Here is a 20,164-nt window from a genome sequence, read left to right on the forward strand (position 1 = left end):
GAGGCGCAGGCGTCGGTATCCCGGGTATAGCTGGTGTGAATACGGTAGCTCGCCGGGTCGGTTTCGTTAGGCAAGTATATTTCGTACGGGTAGTTGGTAAAGTTGTCGGGGTTGAAATAGCTGTTGCCATAGACGTCCCGGGTGGGGGTGGCCAGGTAGTAGCGCTTTTCAGGAGCCAGCAAGGCGTACTGGCTAAAGTGCTCCAGCTCTACCGTTACCGTATGGGTAACAGTATTTACCTTGCCGCCTACCGGTTCCCACTTGTTGGTTGTCGGCTTAAGGTAATATACTTTTAAAGCCTCTTCCACTGCGTCACCTAGTTCTTCCGGGTTGTACTTAAAAACTACCGTGACGGGGGAATTAAATTCCGTTTCGGCAGTGAAATCGTAGACTGCTCCTACCAGCCGGTAACCGGAAGGAGGGGCGACCGTCCCGTTCTGGTCCACTTTGGATACCCGAATACGAGTCTGGCTCGCAAAAGCATCAGGAGGAATAATCAGCTTAACCTGTCCCTGTTCAAAATTGTACTCCCCGCCACCGGTATCTACCATTACCTCATTCGATTGTAAAACCTGGTAGAAAACCGGTTGAGAATAACCGGTATTGCCGCCTAGATCAATAGCCTTGACCCGGATATAAACGTTTTCGGGCAGCCCCGTAACTTCCCAGGTATATTCCCAAAGGCCTTCCAAAACAGTTCCTTCCCGCAAGACTGCGGTTCCCGGCAGCGTCATCCAATTACTGCCGTCGGCGGAATACTCGAAGTAAACTTCTTTTATACCCCCTCCATCCCGTACCGAAGCTTTCAAGGTTACCTGGTCTTTCAAAGCAGAGCCCTCGACGGGGCTCACTACCGCCGTTTGCGGCGAAGTAAGATCGGCAGTACGGAAAGACCAGGTGTAAGGCTGGCCGAGGGAATTGCCGGCCAGATCCTTGATTACCCCGTCCAGAACGACACTATACCAGGTGTTTTCCTCCAGAGAAGTAAAAGGTGTGAAGACCGCCTGCTTGAGCGCAGCGTCATAGGACACCAAACCGGACACGGGTGTACCGGCAGCAAAAAGGGTAAAAGTACTAACATTTAATGACGAGATGTCTATTTCTTCGCTAAAGATAACCTTAATGGAACTGTTCAGACTTATACTGGTAGCACCATCGGCCGGGTAAATGCTCTCCACACCCGGCGGAGTGCCGTCAACCACCACGGACGCATTAACCGCATCGGAAGGATTTCCGCGAAGGTCTACCGCCTCAACCCGCAAAATGTACTCCCCGTCAGATACACGCCCACCGCTGTCGTTGTTCCCGTCCCAATAAGCATTCTGGCTTCCGGCAGCCTGCCGGACATTGTCCAGCAGAACTCGTACCGGGTTACCGCTGAGGTCCTCCACGATCAGCGATACCAGAGACTCTTCCGAGAGCTCGTAATTAATCGTCGCATCCCCGATAACCGGAGAGAAAATTGAAGGCGTAACCCTTAAATTGCTAATTTCCGGGATTGATTTGTCCAGGTATATAGTGCCGGAAACCTCATCTGCTACATTTCCAGCTAAGTCTGTCGCATTAATCTTGTAAGTATACAGACCGTCTGGTAGCCGGTAACCCAAGTTATTGGTTCCGTCCCAAGATACGCTGTGAGAACCTGCTCCCCGCAGGCTATTATTTAATAAGGTTTTCACCAGAGTGCTCCCGGCATAAATTTTTACCGTAACAAATGCTTCTTCCGACAGAGTAAAGGAAATGTTGCTGGCATTGTGAGCCGCCAGAAAAGGATCTGGTCCATCACTTACATTACTGATGACCGGCTTGGTAGTGTCGGTATAAGTGGCGGTAAAGGCATAACTCCCGTTCGACTGGGCATTGAAGTAATCGTAAACCTGAATGTAATAAGTTCCCCCTTGCAACAGGCTGACGGTCCCCGATTCACTGCCTCCCTCATAATAACTATCAATGGTAGTAAGACGGTTCAAATTAGAATCATAAATCCTTATGGCCGCATCCATATTAGAGGGAGGCTGTACGCTTACCGTGAGGTCTCCCGGTTCATGGGCATATATACTGAACCAGTCTTCATCTCCCGCCGGGTTAAGAGTCGGATAAATAGTCTGCCCGCTGGTTACGGCGGAAGCCATCAGGGCTACGTTGTTATTTTCTTGGCCGTCACCGACGGTAGACACGGCAAGAGTATAGGGATTGGAAAAAGAATTGCCCCCTGCCTCATAAATTTTAAGATAGTAGTTACCGGAACTCAAACCGCTCAGGCTCAAGTGTTCTCTCCCGCCGCTCCCGGTGGTGTCCGCCTGGCCTACCAGTGACAGACCGGAATCATAAACCTCCACTATTGCATCGGCCTCGGAAGAGGGGAGCACATCTATTACTAGCTTACCGGTGCTAGTATTGATTTTAAACCAGTCCTGGTCTCCTGCCGGGTAAAAGGTCGGGTTTAAGGTGATACCGTCATTCAGTAACGGAGCCTGTCCGGCAGTATCGTTATCCTCCCAGACATCACCCGGGGGAGGATTCCCTAAGGCCCGGTAGGCATCTATACGCCCGTAGCCGTACACGTCGTCTTTACCCGGAGCTCCCAAGTCTACGGCGGCAGCCTTAATTTTTCCCTCCACCTGATCCGGCGTAAGACTGTCATTCTGACTGCGGATCAAAGCGGCCAAGCCAGCCACAAAGGGAGTTGCCATCGAAGTACCATCTAAAAAAGCATACGTGGAGGACGATTGATACCAGTAGGTACTCAAGATATTCAGGCCAGGAGCGGCCACATCCACCTGGGGACCAATATTGGAAAAGTAGGCTAAGAAATCTTCGCTGTCCGTGGCCGAAACACCTATGACATGGTCGTTGGCCGCCGGGTAATTGACTGTTCCCCTGTAGTCGTTACCAGCGGCCGCTACGATAACCACTCCTTTGTTATAGGCATAATTAATTGCTTCCCGCATTGTATAAGTATCCACCGAAGCTCCCAGACTCAGGTTTATCACATCGGCCCCGTTATCGGCGGCCCAGCGGATACCTTCAGCCACGTCGCTTAGATAACCACTACCGTTGGCATCTAGCACTTTGACTGGAATTATCTTAACTTGAGGAGCCACCCCAGCTACTCCTATACCGTTGTTGGTCACGGCCGCAATTATCCCCGCCACATGGGTGCCGTGACCGTTATCGTCCTGGGCCGAGCCCCCGTTGATGGCATTATACCCACCGACCAGGTTGGCCTGCAGGTCCGGATGGTTCAGGTCCACCCCCGTATCCACTACAGCCACTTTCACCGTGGTGCTCCCCCGCGTTATATCCCAGGCCTGCGGGGTATTGATTTTCGGTAGCCCCCACTGATCGGGATAACCGGGGTCATCAGGAGTCCAGTCGGCATGGAATATGTAATTTGGTTCGGCAAATTCTACGTTGGAGTTACGGCGGTACTGCTCAAGAATTTCAGCAATTTTCGCCCCGGCGGGCAGCTTCACCCTTTCAATCCCCAGTTTTGTACTTCTCTTCACAACCTTGGCCTTAAATTTGTCATGTACTTTCTGGCGCACCAAGCTGCTCACTCCCGGTTTAAATTTAACCAAGATTTCACCGGGAATAAATTCCGCCGCTTTCTTTCCGTCTTTTTTCCCTCTATCCTTGCCTTGAGCAGCCGTTCCTTGGGGAACGACAATAAAAAAGAACAGGACAACTAGAATTCCTGTAACAAGCAGGCGTGATTTAACCACAGCGTGTTCACCCTAAATGTTAGATTTATAGCCATAATTCGACAACAAGTTCCGGATTCCTCTGCCACCCTGTCCTTTAAATGGAAAAGACTGCCCTGAGGGGCAGTCCCAAAATTACAACCCTACAGATATCTTCAGGAAACCGTTTTCCGCCTTCGCCGGGAAAGTAACCCGGCCGCCATTTATACTATACAGCCGGCCATTAATTTCTATTTCTCCCTCCACCGGTTTTTTCCCCTCTTTATCCCGGACGTGCAGGGTTATATAATTGACCCGGTCGGGGATAACTTGCTGGTGTACCACGCCAAAAATGTAGGGAATTGCTTCGAGTTCTTCCTTTTCCGGCCCGGCACTGCCATCAATCGTTACTTCCAAAGTATACCGAGATTCCCGGGCTTCGTAGAGACTGAGGGTCGCCGAACTGTAAACAACCACCTCCCATACTCCCGGGCGGGGATCCTCTACCGTAGCCGAAACCTGTCCCCGTATCACCGTATCCTCCGGCCCAAAACCGGCATAATCAGTCATTCCCACTTCCTCTCCGCCGGGTGTCACCAGGTGTATTCTAGCCCTTCCCTGATATCTTCCCTGCTTATCCCGCGGAACTTCCAGCCGACTGGACAGCCTTTCCGTCCCAGGGGGAACACGGAAGAAATAGCGACGGTATTGGGCGGCCCCAAGACTGTCCGAAAACTCCCAGCGGAAGTTATTCCCGGCTGTAAATTCATATGGACGAACTACGGTATTCAAAAGCTGTAAATCTATACCCGGTGTTTCCGGTACATCTCCCTGCAATAATCCGGTATAAAGCCCAGGCTGTTCCGGCAGTTCAAATTTTACCGGCAGGGTCCGACCGCCTCCTCCTGCCACCGCCGTCTCTTTCAGTAAAGGAGCCATCCACTGGGCGGTTGACCTCCAGCGCAGGCGTAAGGCAGCGGTTTCTGTTCCTTCTATCCAGTAGTTTATCTGCCCCGGCAGAAACTCCCGGGCATACAGACCCTGTCCAGAGCCGTACAGAAGATTGTAAGTACGAGCTTTCACGCCCGCATTTTCCCCTGCCATCTCTTCCAACCGTTCCCAAGCGGCGAGGGCATCAATCACCCCAAAGCCCGCTTCTACTTCGGAAAGCCCTTCTATTTTTTTGGCTCCCGCCGCCACCGCCTTCTTGATCATTTCCGGCGTCACCGTTTTTTGTTCTCTTCCAGCAGCATCTAAAAGCAGAGCGGCAACACCGGCGGCATGGGGAGCAGCCATACTGGTTCCTTCCGCCAGGTAGTAAGAATGGGGAAGCCAGAGGGGAGCAGTGGATACGGCGCTTCCGGGAGCCACTACCGTAGGAACCAGTTCCCCATCTTTGCGAGGCCCTACCGAACTAAAAAACCAAAGACTTTCACGCTCTACTTCCCAGCCGAAATCATTCAACCACATGCGGGGAGAAACATAGGCTCCCACACTGATAGCCTTGTCCGCGTTGGCGGGGGTGGCCACCGACCCCAAGCCGGGACCGCGGTTACCGCTGGCGACAGTGAACAATACACCGTGCTCCTCGCTCAAGCGATTTACCAGTTGAGCTAGAGAATTGTTCCCGGCGGTCACATCTTGATAGAATCCTAAACTAAGGTTAATTATATCAGCACCGTGAGCGGCGGCGTATTCCAACGCTCCTTTTAAAATGCTCCAGTCTGCTTCTCCGTTGGATTGAATAGCCTTTACTACCATAATTTTAGCACCCGGAGCTACTCCCTTTAACCGTCCGTTTGCCGCCGCAATGCCTGCTACATGGGTGCCGTGACCGTTGGCATCAAAACCTAAATTGACACCGGTGCCATTAGAGCTTAGCTCAGTAACTACGAAGCTAAACTGCCTATCATCGGTTTCCCCTTTAAAAGCCGCTTTCTGAAATTCCTGTCCATATGGTTTCAAAGCGTTCTCTTCACCGAGGAAGCCGTCTCCATCGGTATCAATGTAAACCGCTTCGTAAACCCCCTTGGAATTAGGATCGGTAATTAAAACTAAGAACTTTTCGTTTAAATCTTGGTCAAAATTAACATCCCGGTGAATATCCATTTCCTTGAAAAAACCGTAATGATAAATGCCTCCGGCGGACGGAATGAATCCCACATGAAACTCCTGCCCGTCAATATAATATTTATCTTTTCCCGCCACGAGAGAGCGCTCGGTATTTACCCAGCCTTCCCGGGTGAAATCCACCCACTGAATTATTTTCTTCTCTCCGGAAACGGTTTGCTGCAAGTCAGGGTGCAGGGGATCCACTCCCGTATCCACCACAGCAATAATTACTCCCTCTCCGTTCGCTCCAGTTCGGCTAACCATTTGCGGGACCTTCATTTCCTTCTTAGTCGTCTCAAGACTGAGTTCGGGATTTTTCTCGAGATTTACCCGGGGAGCCGATAAATAAGTCATGTGTTGCTTGATGTGTTCTTGTACTTCCCGGTAGGGATTGTACCGCCGGGTAACGGTAAGTTGCACGTTATCCGTAAAAGTATCGGCTGTTTCCAGATAAGAAATCCCCCCCGAGCGATTCAAATTAAATAAAATTCGGCGCGGAAGTTCATATGCCAGTTCGGTAACAGAAATTCTATGGTCTCCGCTGTAAACGGGGAGATCGGGTTTATAGGAAAAAGTTAGAGCTTCCCCGTTAAGTTCTATCTCCATCGCCCTGGAAGGTTGTTTCACCTCTAGAAGAGTTCCCGAAAATTCATACCGATCACCTTTAATTCCCAACAACCTTTCAACCAAGGCCAGCACTTCTGCTCGGCTGGCCTTTTCCTGCGGGCGCAGCGTTCCGTCCGGATAACCCTTCACTATTTCCAGAGAGACCAGCTGCTTGATCCCTTCCACCGCCCAAGGTGATATTGCATCTCGATCTATAAACGGCAGTTTTTCCTCATTTTCTACTTCTATTCCGTTAAGTGTTCGTGCCAGTATAATCAGTGCTTCCTCCCGGGTAACCGGCTGGTCGGGCCGGAAAATCCCCGGTGGATAACCTTGAACTACGCCCGCCTCCCGCATCAATTCGATAGCAGCTTTAGCCCAGTGGTCGGAGCTAACATCAGCGTAAAAGGAAGGAACATCCTCCAGTTGAGAAAGCAAGTCTTCCATACCCATAACCCCAACCATTATCCTGGCCATTTCCGCCCGCGTGACCGGCTGGTCGGGACGAAAGTTTCCGTCGGGATATCCGTTAACTAATTGCCGGCTGGTAATCAAGTCGATCGTCTGTTCCGCCCAGTGTCCTTTTGTATCCTCGTAGGCATAAACGTTCCGCACATTCCCCAGAAGTACAGCGGTCAAAATTAGCACCCAACATGCTACCAGTACAATTCTTGTTGCTTTCAACAAAAAATACCCCTTTTCTCTTATATGTTCTAGACTAATATTTCGGCAGGCTAGTACATCTTTCCTCTATTGGCAGGAACAAAAAATATACCCCGCGGTTGCGGGGTATTTCTCATCCTCTTTAGTTTACTATAACTACCTGTTCCTCGGGAAGCCAGTCTACGTTAGCTTCCAGGCTTTCGCTGAGGAAGCGGATAGGCACTAAAGTCCGACCTCGAACCACCCTGGCAGGTACATCTAAAATATATTCTTTCCCGTCAACGCGGGCCCGGATGCTGTTCACCACGAGTTCCACTGTACGGTTACCTTTGGTCACGGTTACCGTCCTGGTGGATGGGTCCCATTGCACCTCAGCCCCCAAAGCTTCCGCCAGCGCCCGGAAAGGAACCAGGGTACGCCCGTTCTCTAATTGCGGCTCCACATCAAACTCTGCTTTCTTTCCTTTGAAATAGGTGATTATACCCTGCTTTTTAAGCATTTTCCGGTACAATTTACCAACCTGTTTATAAGCTTCCCGGTCATGAGGATCGGCAGTCAGGGCCTGTTCCAGACTTTGTACTGCTTCCATTGCCTTCCCTAGTTTCAGGTATGCTTTGGCCAGATCTTTGAGGACCTTTTTCTGCTTATCTTTTACTTCTGACTGGGCTTCCTCCCTGATTTCGTCTAAAGTCTCCAGTACTTCCTCCATCATTTCTGTCCTCTGTTCAATTCTCTCCTGCTGTTCCTCCAAAACCTTTTCTACTATTTCCAGCGCTGCTTCCGGGTCCTGTTGATAGGCTTTTTCCAGCAGTGTCACCTGAGCAACCGGACCGGCATGTTTCAACACACGTTCCAAAGCCCGGAATAACCCTTTACGGTGAAGAGGTTTCTCCTCCTTTTCTCCATTTTCTTCTTTGGCTTCGTCCATATCTTCTTTATCTTCCAGTTCTGCATCCTGTTTCAGGTCAGAATCTTCTTCCTCCTCTATATCAACATCCAGCTCGTTTTCCTCGTTATCAATCTCTTCTTCCTCCTCTACCTCAACATCCAGCTCGTCTTCCTCGCTATCAGCCTCCTCTTCCTGTACTTCCTCTCCAGCAACTTCCTGCACTTCTTGCGTGTCATCCCCTTGACTAGCAGCTAATTCTTTTGACACCGTCCCGGTATCGTTAGATGAGACAGAGGTTACCTCACCCAACGTTACCGTGGCCATACCAAAAATCAGCAAATTCACCAGCAGCAAAGCAACTAAGGAACGCCAGCCTTTCATTTGGATGCACCCCTCCCAACTAGTTATTTTTGCCTTCCATGGATAAATTTCGCTCCCATGAGCTCATTTCTGGGGGTAGCTCACCCACAATATTCTTTTGTCTGAGAAAAATTTACCACAGGATTGATGTTATTCATATCCAACCCCGGTCTCATTTTTTATAGGACCTAAGTCCTAAAATGTTATTGGAAACTACCACCAGCTTAATCCATTATTCCTTGGAAATCAGTACCACCACTATTTCTGCCTCCAGAATACCCGATTTTAACCGGCCTACGGCAATAATTGTGTCCTCCGGCTGCAGGTCATCCAGGTCTACCCTTTCACCAAAACGATAGATAACCGTGTCATCATCCACGAACACCGGCTTGTTTACGTCTTTGAGAACGATAACTCCTGCTTCCTCGTTGATGTTTTCAATTTCCTCCATTAAGTAATCAGCAACTATCCTGGCTTCTACTTCCATCGAAATAATCCTCTCTCCGGAAACAGTTGCTACAACGTAATCCCCCGGCTTGAGCTCATTAACCTCAATGCGCTTACCATCTTTCTCAATGACCACTTCCGGAGCCAAGTCGTAGCTTACTTCTTCGCCGTCCTCTGTTGATATATCAATGCGGGAATTGTCGGCAATAGTCACGGCTCTGACTGTACCGGATACTTCATTTTCAACCGTTTCGGCATAAATCCTCTGAACTACTTCATTTTTAAGTTCCAGTTCCACAAGGTCACCGGGGTAAAGTTCCCTCAAACTCACCCGGTCTCCGTCTTTGCGTACCCGGAGTTCTTCATCTTCAGCCACCGGGAAGGTCTTAGTGCCTTCCTCTTCCGTCTCTACCGTAATGGTGGTTTGAGGCACGAATTCTACTTTCACCAAAGTACCTTCCACTTCTCTTTCAAAGCTGGTGGCAAAAATCTTTATAATCTCTGAACCTTTAACCGTCAGCTTCGCTTCCTGGCCACTCACTAAATCTTCTATCTCCGCTTCCCGGTAATCAAGGTATATATCAGTATCCGCCGTAAGGTAATAAGTAGTTTCCGTTCCGTCTCCCAGGCGAATGGTTATGGAAGCTCGCTCGCCGGTCTTAACCTCAGAAATGGTTCCTTCGACATCCTTCTCCTCTTCCTCCCACTGGAAATCTTCTTTCTTAATAACCTCTATGTACTGTGCTTTCTGCTGCTCGTTCAGGATGTAGGCTATTTTTTCCGAGGGCTGTAGTTCGGTCCATGAAATGCGTTGGCCCTCCCGGTATACAAAGACGTTGTTATCCACGGAAACGCTACGGTAGACACCATCAGCCGTTTTTAAAATAATAACCGAAGCGGAAGGACTTTTAGAGAAAACTTCACCTTTCTGCACTTTTCCTTCCAGCTTCTTTAGTTGGTCATCCAGCCGCGCCAGGATCACCGCCATTTCTCCCCGCGTTATTGGATCATTGGGCCGGAAGGTCTGGCTGGCATCCCCGCGGAATATTCCCTTTTCCACGGCCACGGCGATATATCCCTTGATCCAGGGTAAAAGTCCTTGGGTATCAGTAAATTCCAAAGCTGCTCCTTCCTTACTCCCGGCCTCCTCCCTAAGCCCCATGGCCCGAACTGCTAAAACGGCTACCTCCCAACGCTTTGCTTCCTCCTGAGGGCGAAAGTCCCAAAGGTCCCCACCGGCTATAATGCCCTTCTCCACCGCTAGGGCCACCGCTTCCCGGGCCCAGGGGGCAACTGCTTCCGGGTTTCCAAAACTGATGGGTAGTTCCTTCCCTTTTGCTTCCTCCTCCAATCCCAAAACCCTTATCAGCATAACTACAACTTCCTGTCGCTTCACATTATCATTGACCCCAAACTCGGTCTGGCTTATGCCCTTTATGACTCCCTTGAACTTCATTTCCGCGATGGCTTTTTCCGCCCAGTGGCCCGCTTTAACATCGCGAAAGATCAATACATTGCCGGCCCAGGCCATTTGAGCACCAAAAATAAGCATAATTGCCACAGCTAACACGCCGGCAAAAAGTCGTCTGTTGAGTTTCTCTATCACCAACACTCCCTCCTTATTTTTGACCGTATATTACCTGATTCGCCTCCTATAGCCAAATTCCTCCAAAAAAAGCTGGCGGGAGAAAATTCTCCCACCAGCTATCTCCCCACTCCTTTTAAGAAAATCTCAACTATAGCTGTAGTGGTTTCCGCAAGGGGAACGTCATCACCGGCAAATGCTATTGTGCTACCTACCGATACTACCGCTCCCAGGAATACCTGCGCCGCCACCCGGGTATTTACCGCCCGCAGTTCTCCCTTCCGGATACCTTCCTCCAATAAATTGCTTATAATGTTTAACTTCTCCTCTCGCTTGCTCCAGATCCAGCGGTGTAACTTTTCTCCCAGCTCATGATGTTCCTGAAAAATAATACGGGCAATATCTCTATGGTTTTTAATAAACTTCAGATGCAGGTAAACTATCTTCTCCAACCGGTCGCCCACCGAATTCAACGACGCCAGGTCCTGGGTTAGAGACTTCAAGTACGCATCGCTACAGGACTTAAACAACTGGTAGAAAAGCTCTTCTTTACTGGAAAAGTACTCGTAGACAGTCCCTTTACCCACCTGAGCCTCGGTAGCAATCTCTTCTACCCGGGCATTATGAAATCCTTTTTGGGAAAATACCCGGATTGCAGCCTGGAGAATTCGGCTGCGGGTATCAGGTTTAGAGTTACTGATTTCCATAGGTTCCAACTCCTTGCCCGCTCAAACCGTTCTGATTCATACCGGCTAAAGCGGCCGGTAAGGTGGCGCCACCGGCTCCGTAGCTGCCGTTTGCGGAAAGACCAAATACCCGGTACTTGAACTGGGCTCTGGCCAGGTTATAAGCATGCAAGGCCTCTAAAGCCATCAGTTCTGCTCTTTGCAATGCCTCCGAGGCCTGAAGCACCTCCAGGCTGGTGGCCACCCCAACTTCATACCGGAGCTGGGATAAACGCAGGCTTTCTTTAGCCTGCTCTACACTTTTGGTCAATACATGGTAGTTGGCCTCTGCCGTCTTCAGGTTGTTATAAGCCTGGTATACCGCCAGCATAGTATCCTGCCTGGTTTCCTCCAGCTTTACTTTAGCCTGCTCCAACGCATACTTATCCTGGCGGTAGGCAAAAACATTCGGCGTATAGTACTTGCTCGTGTATTCAAAGTTCAAGGCAGCTACCGCTTCCCCTTCCCTGGCCTGTACCATGGCTAGGTCGGTCTGCAGGGCCTCTTCTATAACTTCTGCCAGGTCGATCTCTTCCACCATTTCATATTCAGCCGTATCGGTAAGCCTTACCGGAGTATTCAGGTCTATTCCCAAAGTCCGGTTAAACTGCATTAACGCCAGCCGGTAGTTGTTTTCCGCAGTAGCCAGGTCGGCTTTAGCTTTAGCCAGCTGGACTTCGGCCATCAAAACGTCGTTTTTAGCCACCATACCGGCTCTCAAGCTTGCCTGTGCGGTATTCAGTTGGACCACGGCCCGCTCGTAGGCCGCCTGGCTGACGGAAACTGTTTTCTCCGCCTTGATAAGGTCATAATAACTTTTCTCCACTGCCAGGCTGATGGAACGTTTGGTGTAGTCCAGGGCTGCCCGGGCAATTTTAAGCTGTGCTTCTGCCGCCCGGGGAGCCACATGCTGGGCCTTCGCCGCCTCCAGAGAAGTCATCATCCCCAAGCCGACTAAAACATCTTCCTTATCTTCAACTTCTTCCGCCTGATCTTCCGCCTCCTCCAGGGCCCTTTCCGCATCCTCCACGGCCAACTGCGCCAATTTCACTTGTCCGTTGTTTTCCAGCGCCATCCGAATGCTTTCAGCAAGGGAAAGTTCCAGGTATTCCCCGCCTTCCCCCATGCTGCTGCCTGCCCCGGCAACTGTTAGCAACACCAAAACCGCTACCAAAATTACCGTCCGTTTAAACATTGATCCCCCTCCGTTTCACCCGTTTACGGCTTCAAAGCTATCGAGCCGCTTCCGGTTTTTCTCCTGATCTTCCTCTTCAACCAGGCGCCTAAATCATCTACCAGAGTGTAGACCACCGGCACCACTACCAGGGTAAACACAGTAGAAACCGTTAAGCCGCTGACCACTGCCGTGGCCATAGGAGCTGCTGCTTCACTACCCGTTCCGATTCCCGCCGCCGTGGGCAGCAGAGCCAGAACGGTGGTTAAGGTGGTCATCAGGATGGGCCTGAGCCTTACCGGCCCTGCCTTTAGGATAGCCTCGTTCCTAGACAGTCCTCTTCGCCTTAGGGTATTTATGTAGTCGACCAGTACAATAGCGTTGTTTACTACGATACCTGCCAGCATAATCACTCCGATAAAAGTAGGAACGCTGAAATTCCTGCCGGTTAGAGCCAAACCCAGTACTACCCCGACGAAAGTCGTAGGCATGGAAAACATGATTATAAAAGGATGCGTTAGAGACTCAAACTGGGAGGCCATAACCATATACACCAGTACTATAGCCAGAACCAAAGCTAGTAACAAGCTGCCAAAGGACTCCCTCATTTCCTCGTTTTCTCCACCGTATTCTATGGTATAACCAGGTGGCAACGGAAAGTCGCGGAGTTCCGCCTGAATGTCTTTGACCACACTTCCCAGGTCCCGGCCGCTAATCTGGCTCTCTACCTTAGCCACCCTCACCTGATCTTCCCGGTCAATTTTGCCGGGACCCGCTGCTTTCTCAAAAGTAACCACTTCCGAGAGAGGAACATGGAAACCCAGCGGCGAAACAACAGTTAAATCCTTCAAATCCTGCAGGTTTTCCCTCGCCCATGCCGGCAGTTGAACCCGCACGTCTATTTCATCATCTCCGGTACGAAATCGGGTCACCACATCTCCTTTAAGAGCCGTTTTTACTGCTGCCGCTATTTGGGCAGCGTTGAGCCCGTACCGGGCTGCCCGGTCCCGGTCTATACGCAACTGCATTTCAGGACGTCCTTCGGTGATACTTGATACCACCTCCCGGGTACCGGGAACCTGTTCCACCACTTCTTTCACCTGTGCGGCTAAATCCATCAGGACCGGTAGTTCATCCCCTTTGATGGAAATGCTGATAGGAGCCACCGTAGGACCGCCTGCCTGGCGGGGATCGCTCTCTCGTACGTCTATGTCCGCTCCGGGAATATCCCGAACTTTGCGGCGGATTTCTTCCACTACATCTTCTGTACTCCGGCTTCTTTGGTTCTTATCTACCAGCATAACTCTCATTCTGGCCAGTTCTGCTTGAGCGGAGCCCAACCCTATCATCTGGTCCGCCGGAGAGCCTACGCTAGTAAATACCTTTTTCACCTCAGGTATTTCTTTTACTATGTTTTCAACTCTGGTAGCAATTTCATCAGTCTCAGAAAGAAGCGAGCCTTTCGCCAATTCGATGTCTATAGCAATCTCACCCGTATCCATGCGGGGTAGAAACTCCATCCCGACTACCGGTACCAGGAGGAAACTGCCTGCCAAAGCTGCGGCAACCAGTACCACCACTGCCTTACGGTGCCTTAAAGACCACTGTAAAGTCTTTCGGTATCTTTCCGTCAATGCCTCCAGTAAGTTTCCCACCAGGTCTACTGCCCGCCTCAGCCCAAGCCGTTTGCTATCATGCATATCGTTAACCAGCAAAAGACGGGATGACAGCATAGGAACCAAAGTCAGGGATACTAATAAGGAAGCTGCCAGGGAAAACGAAACAGTCATGGCTAATTGCCGGAACAACTGAGCAGCAATGCCTTCTACAAAAACTATGGGCAGGAATACAGCAATAGTAGTAAGAGTAGAAGCTACCACCGCACTGGCTACCTCATTGGACCCTTCCACTGCCGCTTGCTCTCGCCCATGGCCTTCCTGCCGCCAGCGGAAGATATTTTCCAAAATGACTATGGAACTGTCAACCATCATACCTACGCCTAAGGCCAAACCACCGAGGGACATCATATTGAGCGTCAGGTTATTAAAATAGATTAGGATGAACGTACTGATGATGGAAATGGGTATGGCAATACCTATAACCAGCGTACTGCGGAGGTTGCGGAGAAAAAGGAACAGGATCAATACCGCGAAGATCCCACCAACAATAGTGTTTTGAGCAACTCTTCCGATGGCCTGTTCAATAAAACGAGACTGATCGGAAACGATGTCAATTTGAATGTCATCAGGCATTTCTCTTTTCAATTTTTCTAACTCTTTTTTAACCCTTTGGGCCACTTGTACAGTATTGGTCTTGCTTTGCTTTATTACATGAACACCAATGCTGGGCTGACCGTTGACACGCGTAATTTGATCAACTTCTTTGTACCCGTCTATTACGTCAGCAACATCTTTCAGGTAAACACTGCCTCCGCCGGGAAGGGGCAGCAGTACCTTTTCAATTTCCTCGACATTGCGAAATTCTCCTAGGGTGCGTACGAATAGCTCTGTTTTTCCTTCCACTATCTCTCCGCTGGAAAGATTAAGGTTTTCACCCCTTAGTGTCTGCTTTATTTGTTCCAGGGACAGCCCATACGACTGCAGCTTAACCGGGTCAACCAACACCTGAATTTCCCGCGTCAATCCGCCGCTCACATATACTGTGGCTACCCCTTCCAGACGTTCCAGGCGATTCTGTATCACATCCTCCACCAATCTTTTCAACTCTACCTGGCTTCGTCCCCCGGAAACAGCTGCTTCCACCACAGGCATCATATTAGGATCCATTTTCAAAACCTTGGGACTTTCCACATCCTCCGGCAAAAAAGGCTTGATGAAGTCTATTTTCTCTCGCATCTGCAAAGTGGCAAAATCCATATCGGTACCCCAGTCAAACCAGACTACCACCAAGGAAGTACCCGCATAGCTCTCGGATACAATCTGGTCAACATTGTTCACGGTACCCAGGATTTCTTCTAAGGGACGGGTAACCAGCTTCTCGATCTCTTCGGGACTAGCGCCGCTGTAGTTGGTTACCACTGCCGCTACAGGAAGTTTTATGTCTGGATAAAGGTCTATAGCCAGCCGGGACAAAGAAATGCCGCCTAAAAGAAGCACTATGCAGATCACCATAACTACCGTTACGGGACGCCGAACTGCAAAATCCGTTATCCGCATTACCGGTCACCACCCTGAACGGTCACCGAAATACCGTGATGCAGCCTGTGTTGTCCCTTCACTACCACTTCTTCTCCTTCCTGCAAACCACGAACAACTTCCGCCTTTTTCCCGTCACTGATACCTACCATAATTTCCCGAACCAAAGCTTGACCTTCTTCAACTACAAAAACAGTCTCCTTATTTCCTTCTTCCAGAATAGCCTCTTGGGGAACCCAAAGTACATCTTTTCGGGTTTCCGAAGGCAGTATCACTTTTGCAAACATACCCGGTTTAAGTATATGGTCCGGGTTAGGAATGCTTATCTCAATGGGATAACTTTTTCTGCGGGGATCTGCCGCCGGGCCGATAACCGTTATCTTGCCGGTAAAAGGGTTTTCGGAGACAGCAGCAACCTTGACCTGAACCTCCTGTCCCACTTTCACCCGGTTTATATCCCTTTCCGTTAGGTAGCAGACAACCTTCACAGTATCAATATCCACAATGGTGACAACGGGAACACCTGGAGCCGCCATTTCGCCCGGATCAACATAGCGAAAAGCCACCAATCCACTGGCCGGTGCTTCAATCACTGTGTTCTCCAACTGCACCCGGGCCATCTCTACCGCAGCCTTCGCCTGTTTCACCTGCGCTTCGGCCAGTTCCGGCCTTGCTACTTCATACTGCAGCCGCGCGGCATCGAGCTGCTGCTGTGAAATAGCTCCTTCCTCGAACAATTGCTCCATCCGTTCCAGGTTCTTTTTAGCATCCTCATGGCGAACGTAAGATTGCCGTCCTCCTGCCTGAGCAGCAGCCAGATTAGCCAGCGCCTGCTTTAACTGGGCCCGAATTTCCCTGCTGTCCAAACGCACCAGGACTTGGCCTTTTTGTACCCTATCTCCTACCTCCACGGTCACTTCGGAGACCTTGCCGCCCACTTTAGGCACCACATCTACTTGAAGCGCAGCTTCAACCGTTCCGGTGAGAGTGGTAGCGCTGCTAATATCACCCCTGGAGACCCGATGTACTTCTACCGGTACCGACTCCGTTTCCTCCGACTCGGTACGGGCCGTCTCCCGGCCGGCACATCCACCGAGCAGAAGTAACAGGCTTGCCATTACCATCATAAATGCAATCAAACTTACCTTTTTCACTACTACCCCTCCAGCTCCCAGTTTTTCCGACCGACGAGTCGGTCAGTTCCACTCTCATTCTATAATCCGAACCAGTCTAGGTCAACATCAAATTGCTTTCCAAGTCTCCTTTTATGAAGCATGCCCTCTGCCACTTCATAACGCAGGCGGCGGGAACTAAAGGTTCATTCATACTTCGATTACAAAAAAATAAAGAGGCGTAATCCTTCGGACTAGCCTCTCTTGACCTATATACAGAACGTTTAAAATTATCTGAATATTAAAAAAGCATGGATTGCGCTACGTGCTGCATCAGGGAAAATCGATTCCGCTTCCGGTAAAGTTGTAATAAATCTTGCAGATTATAAACTCCTCTAATGTATAGATTATTTAAAATTATCTGAAAAAGACGGGCGGTTATAAGGGCGTCCCCGAGGGCCGTATGTCTCCCTTCCGCAGGGATATTGTAAAGTCGACAAAGATTATCCAAGGACCTGTCTCCGGCAGAAGGCAGAAGACCACCGGCCAACACCCGGGTATCCAGGACAACATGAGGAAGAGTGAACCCAAAGTGTTCCTCCAGTTCCTTATTAATAAAATGCAGGTCGAAATCCACCACGTGTCCTACCAGGATGGCATCGCCAATGAATTCTAAAAAGTCGGGAAGAATCTCTTGAATCGACGGCTGATCGGCAACCATTTCATCACTGATACCCGTCAGTTCGGTGACTACAGCGGGAATGGAACGGCCCGGGTTGACCAACTGGTGAAAAACTTGGTCCCTTCGGATTTCCCCATTTTCAATAACCACTGCACCAAGAGAAATTATCTCGTCGCCTGCCTCGGGATAGAAACCGGTAGTCTCAATATCAATAACCACAAAGCGCGCCTTCTGTAAAGGAAGATTGTGGTTAACACACCGGCACTTTGGACGCGCTCCAAACAGCTTCCTCACGGAACGCAGGAGAAAACCGGGTTTCTTCCCAACCAATTGAGAACCGACCACACTTACATCTGCCGGATTTACAGCCAGGCCTTTAACGTTCCCCAAAATACTCATACTAGCACCTCCCTCGCCATAGATGACTCTTATGCCCGACGGCAACTATCTACATGATCATAAAAGCGCTCGCCGTGAGGTTCTGCAACTTGGTAACAGCTTTAAAGGCGTCTTTAAGCATTGTCTTTTCCCTCTTGGTTAGGCGGGTAATATCCAGATAACTATCGGGACTTTGCCCTTTCATAGCCTTACGCAAGTTTTCCCGAATGGTAAACAACATCAACGACTCATAAGCCGCGGCAAAAAACTGAGCGTCGTCCTTGGAAAATACTCCTTTTGCCTCTAAGGCTTTCAGCCTTTCCAATGTAGAGGTGACCGTGATCCCGTGGCGTAAAGCATGGAGTCTAACACAGTCCACCACATGTATCGAAGCAGCTCGCTTCAAATTTATTTCATTGCGGTGTTCCTTGGACTTTTCAACCAGGAACCTGCCCCCTAAACCCAATGGTACTCTGGACCGGAAATCATCTTCCGCCAGGAAACGGAAAACCAGAGAATGAGAATTCATAAGGTCAAACACATATTTTTGCAGCTCCTGGGCCAGTTTCGGGTTGCCGGCTACAGGACGAAAGTCTAGAAAAATCGACAGCATGCGAATGCTCTCTTCTTCGGAATTAATAACCCAATTGGCAACCGTCCTTTTCCACGCACTATACGACTTGCACCAGTCAGGATTGGATGCCATCACGTTGCCCCTGCACTTGGCGAAACCGCACCTGTACAGCCCTTCTACAATCTTATTTCCTAAAAGGGAAAAATAATGTCTTGTCCTTTCTGCTTGTTTCGGATCCGGATCCCGGTAGATAATACCGTTATCCTGATCGGTCCGCAAGGTCTGCTCCTTGCGTCCGGCGCTTCCCATACTGATAAAACAATAATCAACCGGAGGGCTTCCATGCCCTTCCGTCATCATTTCCTTTTCACAGATAGCAATTACCTTCCTGGTTATACGGTCGTGAAACTCGCTTATAACCTGAAAAATTTCCGGTACCGGTGCTTTTTCCGCAATTAATGCTTTAAGAATGGAATCAATTTCCCGCCCGGCTACGGCTAATCCTTCAATGGTATCCTGGGTCTCGATCTCTTCAATAATCATTAGGGCACCGGTACTGCGAGACTTGACCATATCCCGCATGGTTATGATACCCATCAGCCTTTGAGTATCCTCATCCACCACGGCCACATGCTTGGCCTGCCCCTTCACCATCGCCAGCAATACCTGATAGAAAAAGGTATCGGGAGTAACGGTAATCATATTTCTGCTCATGACTTCTTCTGCCGCAATTTCTGCCGCCTGCCTTTCCCGGGCGATAATTTTGGCCACCAAATCTTTTTCCGTAATTAGTCCTACCGGTTTGTCCTCTTCATCCACCACTACCACGGAGCTAATATTTTTGGTGCTCATGGTTTCCGCGATAGATTTGACGGAATCATTATGTTTGGCCGTGATCACCGGACTGGACATGATTTCACTGGCCCTTTTTCGGAAGGGATAGGTTTCCAGCCCGTAAGCTTCATAGGAATGTTCATGAACCACCTCGCTGAAAAGTTCCCGCAGGCGGCTTGACAAAATTTTGCTAAAAAAGCTGGAGAAGGTACCGTAGTTATCCAGCAAGGTCTCAAAAATATCTCGCCCCAAAATAAGACATTTAAGCCTCTCCACCGCCCGCACCGAGGCAGGATAGCTCTTATCGTTCAAAACCACTGTTTCACCAAAAAAGTCGTACTGTTTCCGGTATCCAACAACCGTTTCTATACCCCGGTCGTCAATAACGGTTATTTCCGCAAATCCCTCCACGATGAGAAAGAGGCACTGGTGCGAGCTCTCTCCCTGGCGAAAAACATAGCTACCTGGTTCAAACTCTCTTAATTCCAAATCATTACCCAGTTGCCGTAAAGTGTCTTCGGGCAAAGAATCAAAAGGCTGAATCTTCTGCAACGCTTCAACGTATCTATTCACCTTAAACCCCCTTGCGGGCTAAATGAAGCTACTACCTCTACTTTAAATTATAGTCACAAGAGCCATCCAAGGCCATCAATAACCCGTTAAAGGACGATATTGCAGCCTTAACAGTAATAATCGGCCCGCCAATGGAAATTAGCCCCTGAGTTGCTCAAAAATCAAAAAGCTAGAGTATCCTAAAAGATTACTCTAGCTACCTTCCTTCCATTTCCTCATCCCCCACTGTGTCACTAAATTCATCTACTTTTCTAGCCCTCGGCCGCCACCGTCTCGACCTCAGTTTGTAGCACGATTTTGTGTTTATGATTTTTCATTCTCGCCACCTCAACCTGAAGCTCATCCACGGCCTTCTTCGTTACCGGCCTGTCCTCTTCCCAGGCCCTCAGTATCTGATACATTTCGTCCTGGCGCGCAGCCATAATTTCTTGCTTCTCCTTTAATATTTTTTGTTCTTCCTCCTGCCCCTTTAATATCTGGTACATTTCATCCTGACGCGCTGCCATAGTTTCCTGCTTCTCTTTTAATATTTTTTGTCCTTCTTCCTGCACCTTTAATATCTGGTACATTTCATCCTGACGCGCTGCCATAGTTTCTTGCTTCTCTTTTAAT

10 protein-coding genes and 1 pseudogene are annotated in these 20,164 nt (G+C 49.5%); all 11 read right to left on the minus strand.

Annotated features, from left to right (window positions below; genetic code table 11):
- Window positions 1-3,725: S8 family serine peptidase (locus KKC1_RS07120; RefSeq protein ID WP_088553785.1), on the minus strand; the 3,725-nt coding region annotated here is incomplete at its 3' end.
- 114 nt (window positions 3,726-3,839) lie between these two features.
- Window positions 3,840-7,085, minus strand: a complete 3,246-nt coding sequence (locus tag KKC1_RS07125; RefSeq protein WP_143288702.1) for a S8 family serine peptidase — start codon at window positions 7,083-7,085, stop codon at window positions 3,840-3,842.
- Window positions 7,086-7,206: 121 nt separating this feature from the next.
- The gene (locus KKC1_RS07130; RefSeq protein ID WP_088553787.1) at window positions 7,207-8,334 is read right to left on the minus strand and encodes a stalk domain-containing protein; all 1,128 of its coding nucleotides are present in this window, start codon (window positions 8,332-8,334) and stop codon (window positions 7,207-7,209) included.
- A 211-nt stretch (window positions 8,335-8,545) separates the two neighbouring features.
- A complete protein-coding gene (locus KKC1_RS07135) occupies window positions 8,546-10,366 on the minus strand; it encodes an S-layer homology domain-containing protein (RefSeq protein WP_088553788.1) in 1,821 nt (606 codons plus the stop codon).
- Between the two features lie 98 nt (window positions 10,367-10,464).
- A complete protein-coding gene (locus tag KKC1_RS07140) occupies window positions 10,465-11,052 on the minus strand; it encodes a TetR/AcrR family transcriptional regulator (RefSeq protein ID WP_088553789.1) in 588 nt (195 codons plus the stop codon).
- On the minus strand, window positions 11,039-12,265 hold the full coding sequence (locus tag KKC1_RS07145; protein ID WP_088553790.1) for a TolC family protein: 1,227 nt from the start codon (window positions 12,263-12,265) through the stop codon (window positions 11,039-11,041). Before KKC1_RS07145 ends, KKC1_RS07140 begins: the two co-directional genes overlap by 14 nt.
- Before the next feature lie 23 nt (window positions 12,266-12,288).
- Window positions 12,289-15,420, minus strand: a complete 3,132-nt coding sequence (locus tag KKC1_RS07150) for an efflux RND transporter permease subunit (protein ID WP_088553791.1) — start codon at window positions 15,418-15,420, stop codon at window positions 12,289-12,291.
- Window positions 15,420-16,553 carry an efflux RND transporter periplasmic adaptor subunit gene (locus KKC1_RS07155; RefSeq protein ID WP_088553792.1) on the minus strand — a complete coding sequence of 378 codons (1,134 nt, stop codon included), beginning with the start codon at window positions 16,551-16,553 and terminating at the stop codon, window positions 15,420-15,422. The genes KKC1_RS07150 and KKC1_RS07155 overlap by 1 nt, the downstream gene beginning before the upstream one ends.
- Before the next feature lie 259 nt (window positions 16,554-16,812).
- The gene (locus KKC1_RS07160; RefSeq protein WP_088553793.1) at window positions 16,813-17,592 is read right to left on the minus strand and encodes a 3'-5' exonuclease; all 780 of its coding nucleotides are present in this window, start codon (window positions 17,590-17,592) and stop codon (window positions 16,813-16,815) included.
- Between the two features lie 49 nt (window positions 17,593-17,641).
- On the minus strand, window positions 17,642-19,552 hold the full coding sequence (locus KKC1_RS07165) for a DUF294 nucleotidyltransferase-like domain-containing protein (RefSeq protein ID WP_088553794.1): 1,911 nt from the start codon (window positions 19,550-19,552) through the stop codon (window positions 17,642-17,644).
- Window positions 19,553-19,803: 251 nt separating this feature from the next.
- Window positions 19,804-20,164, minus strand: a pseudogene (locus tag KKC1_RS07170) (hypothetical protein); the annotation flags it as partial.

The sequence above is a fragment of the Calderihabitans maritimus genome (assembly GCF_002207765.1).
Lineage (GTDB): Bacteria > Bacillota > KKC1 > Calderihabitantales > Calderihabitantaceae > Calderihabitans > Calderihabitans maritimus.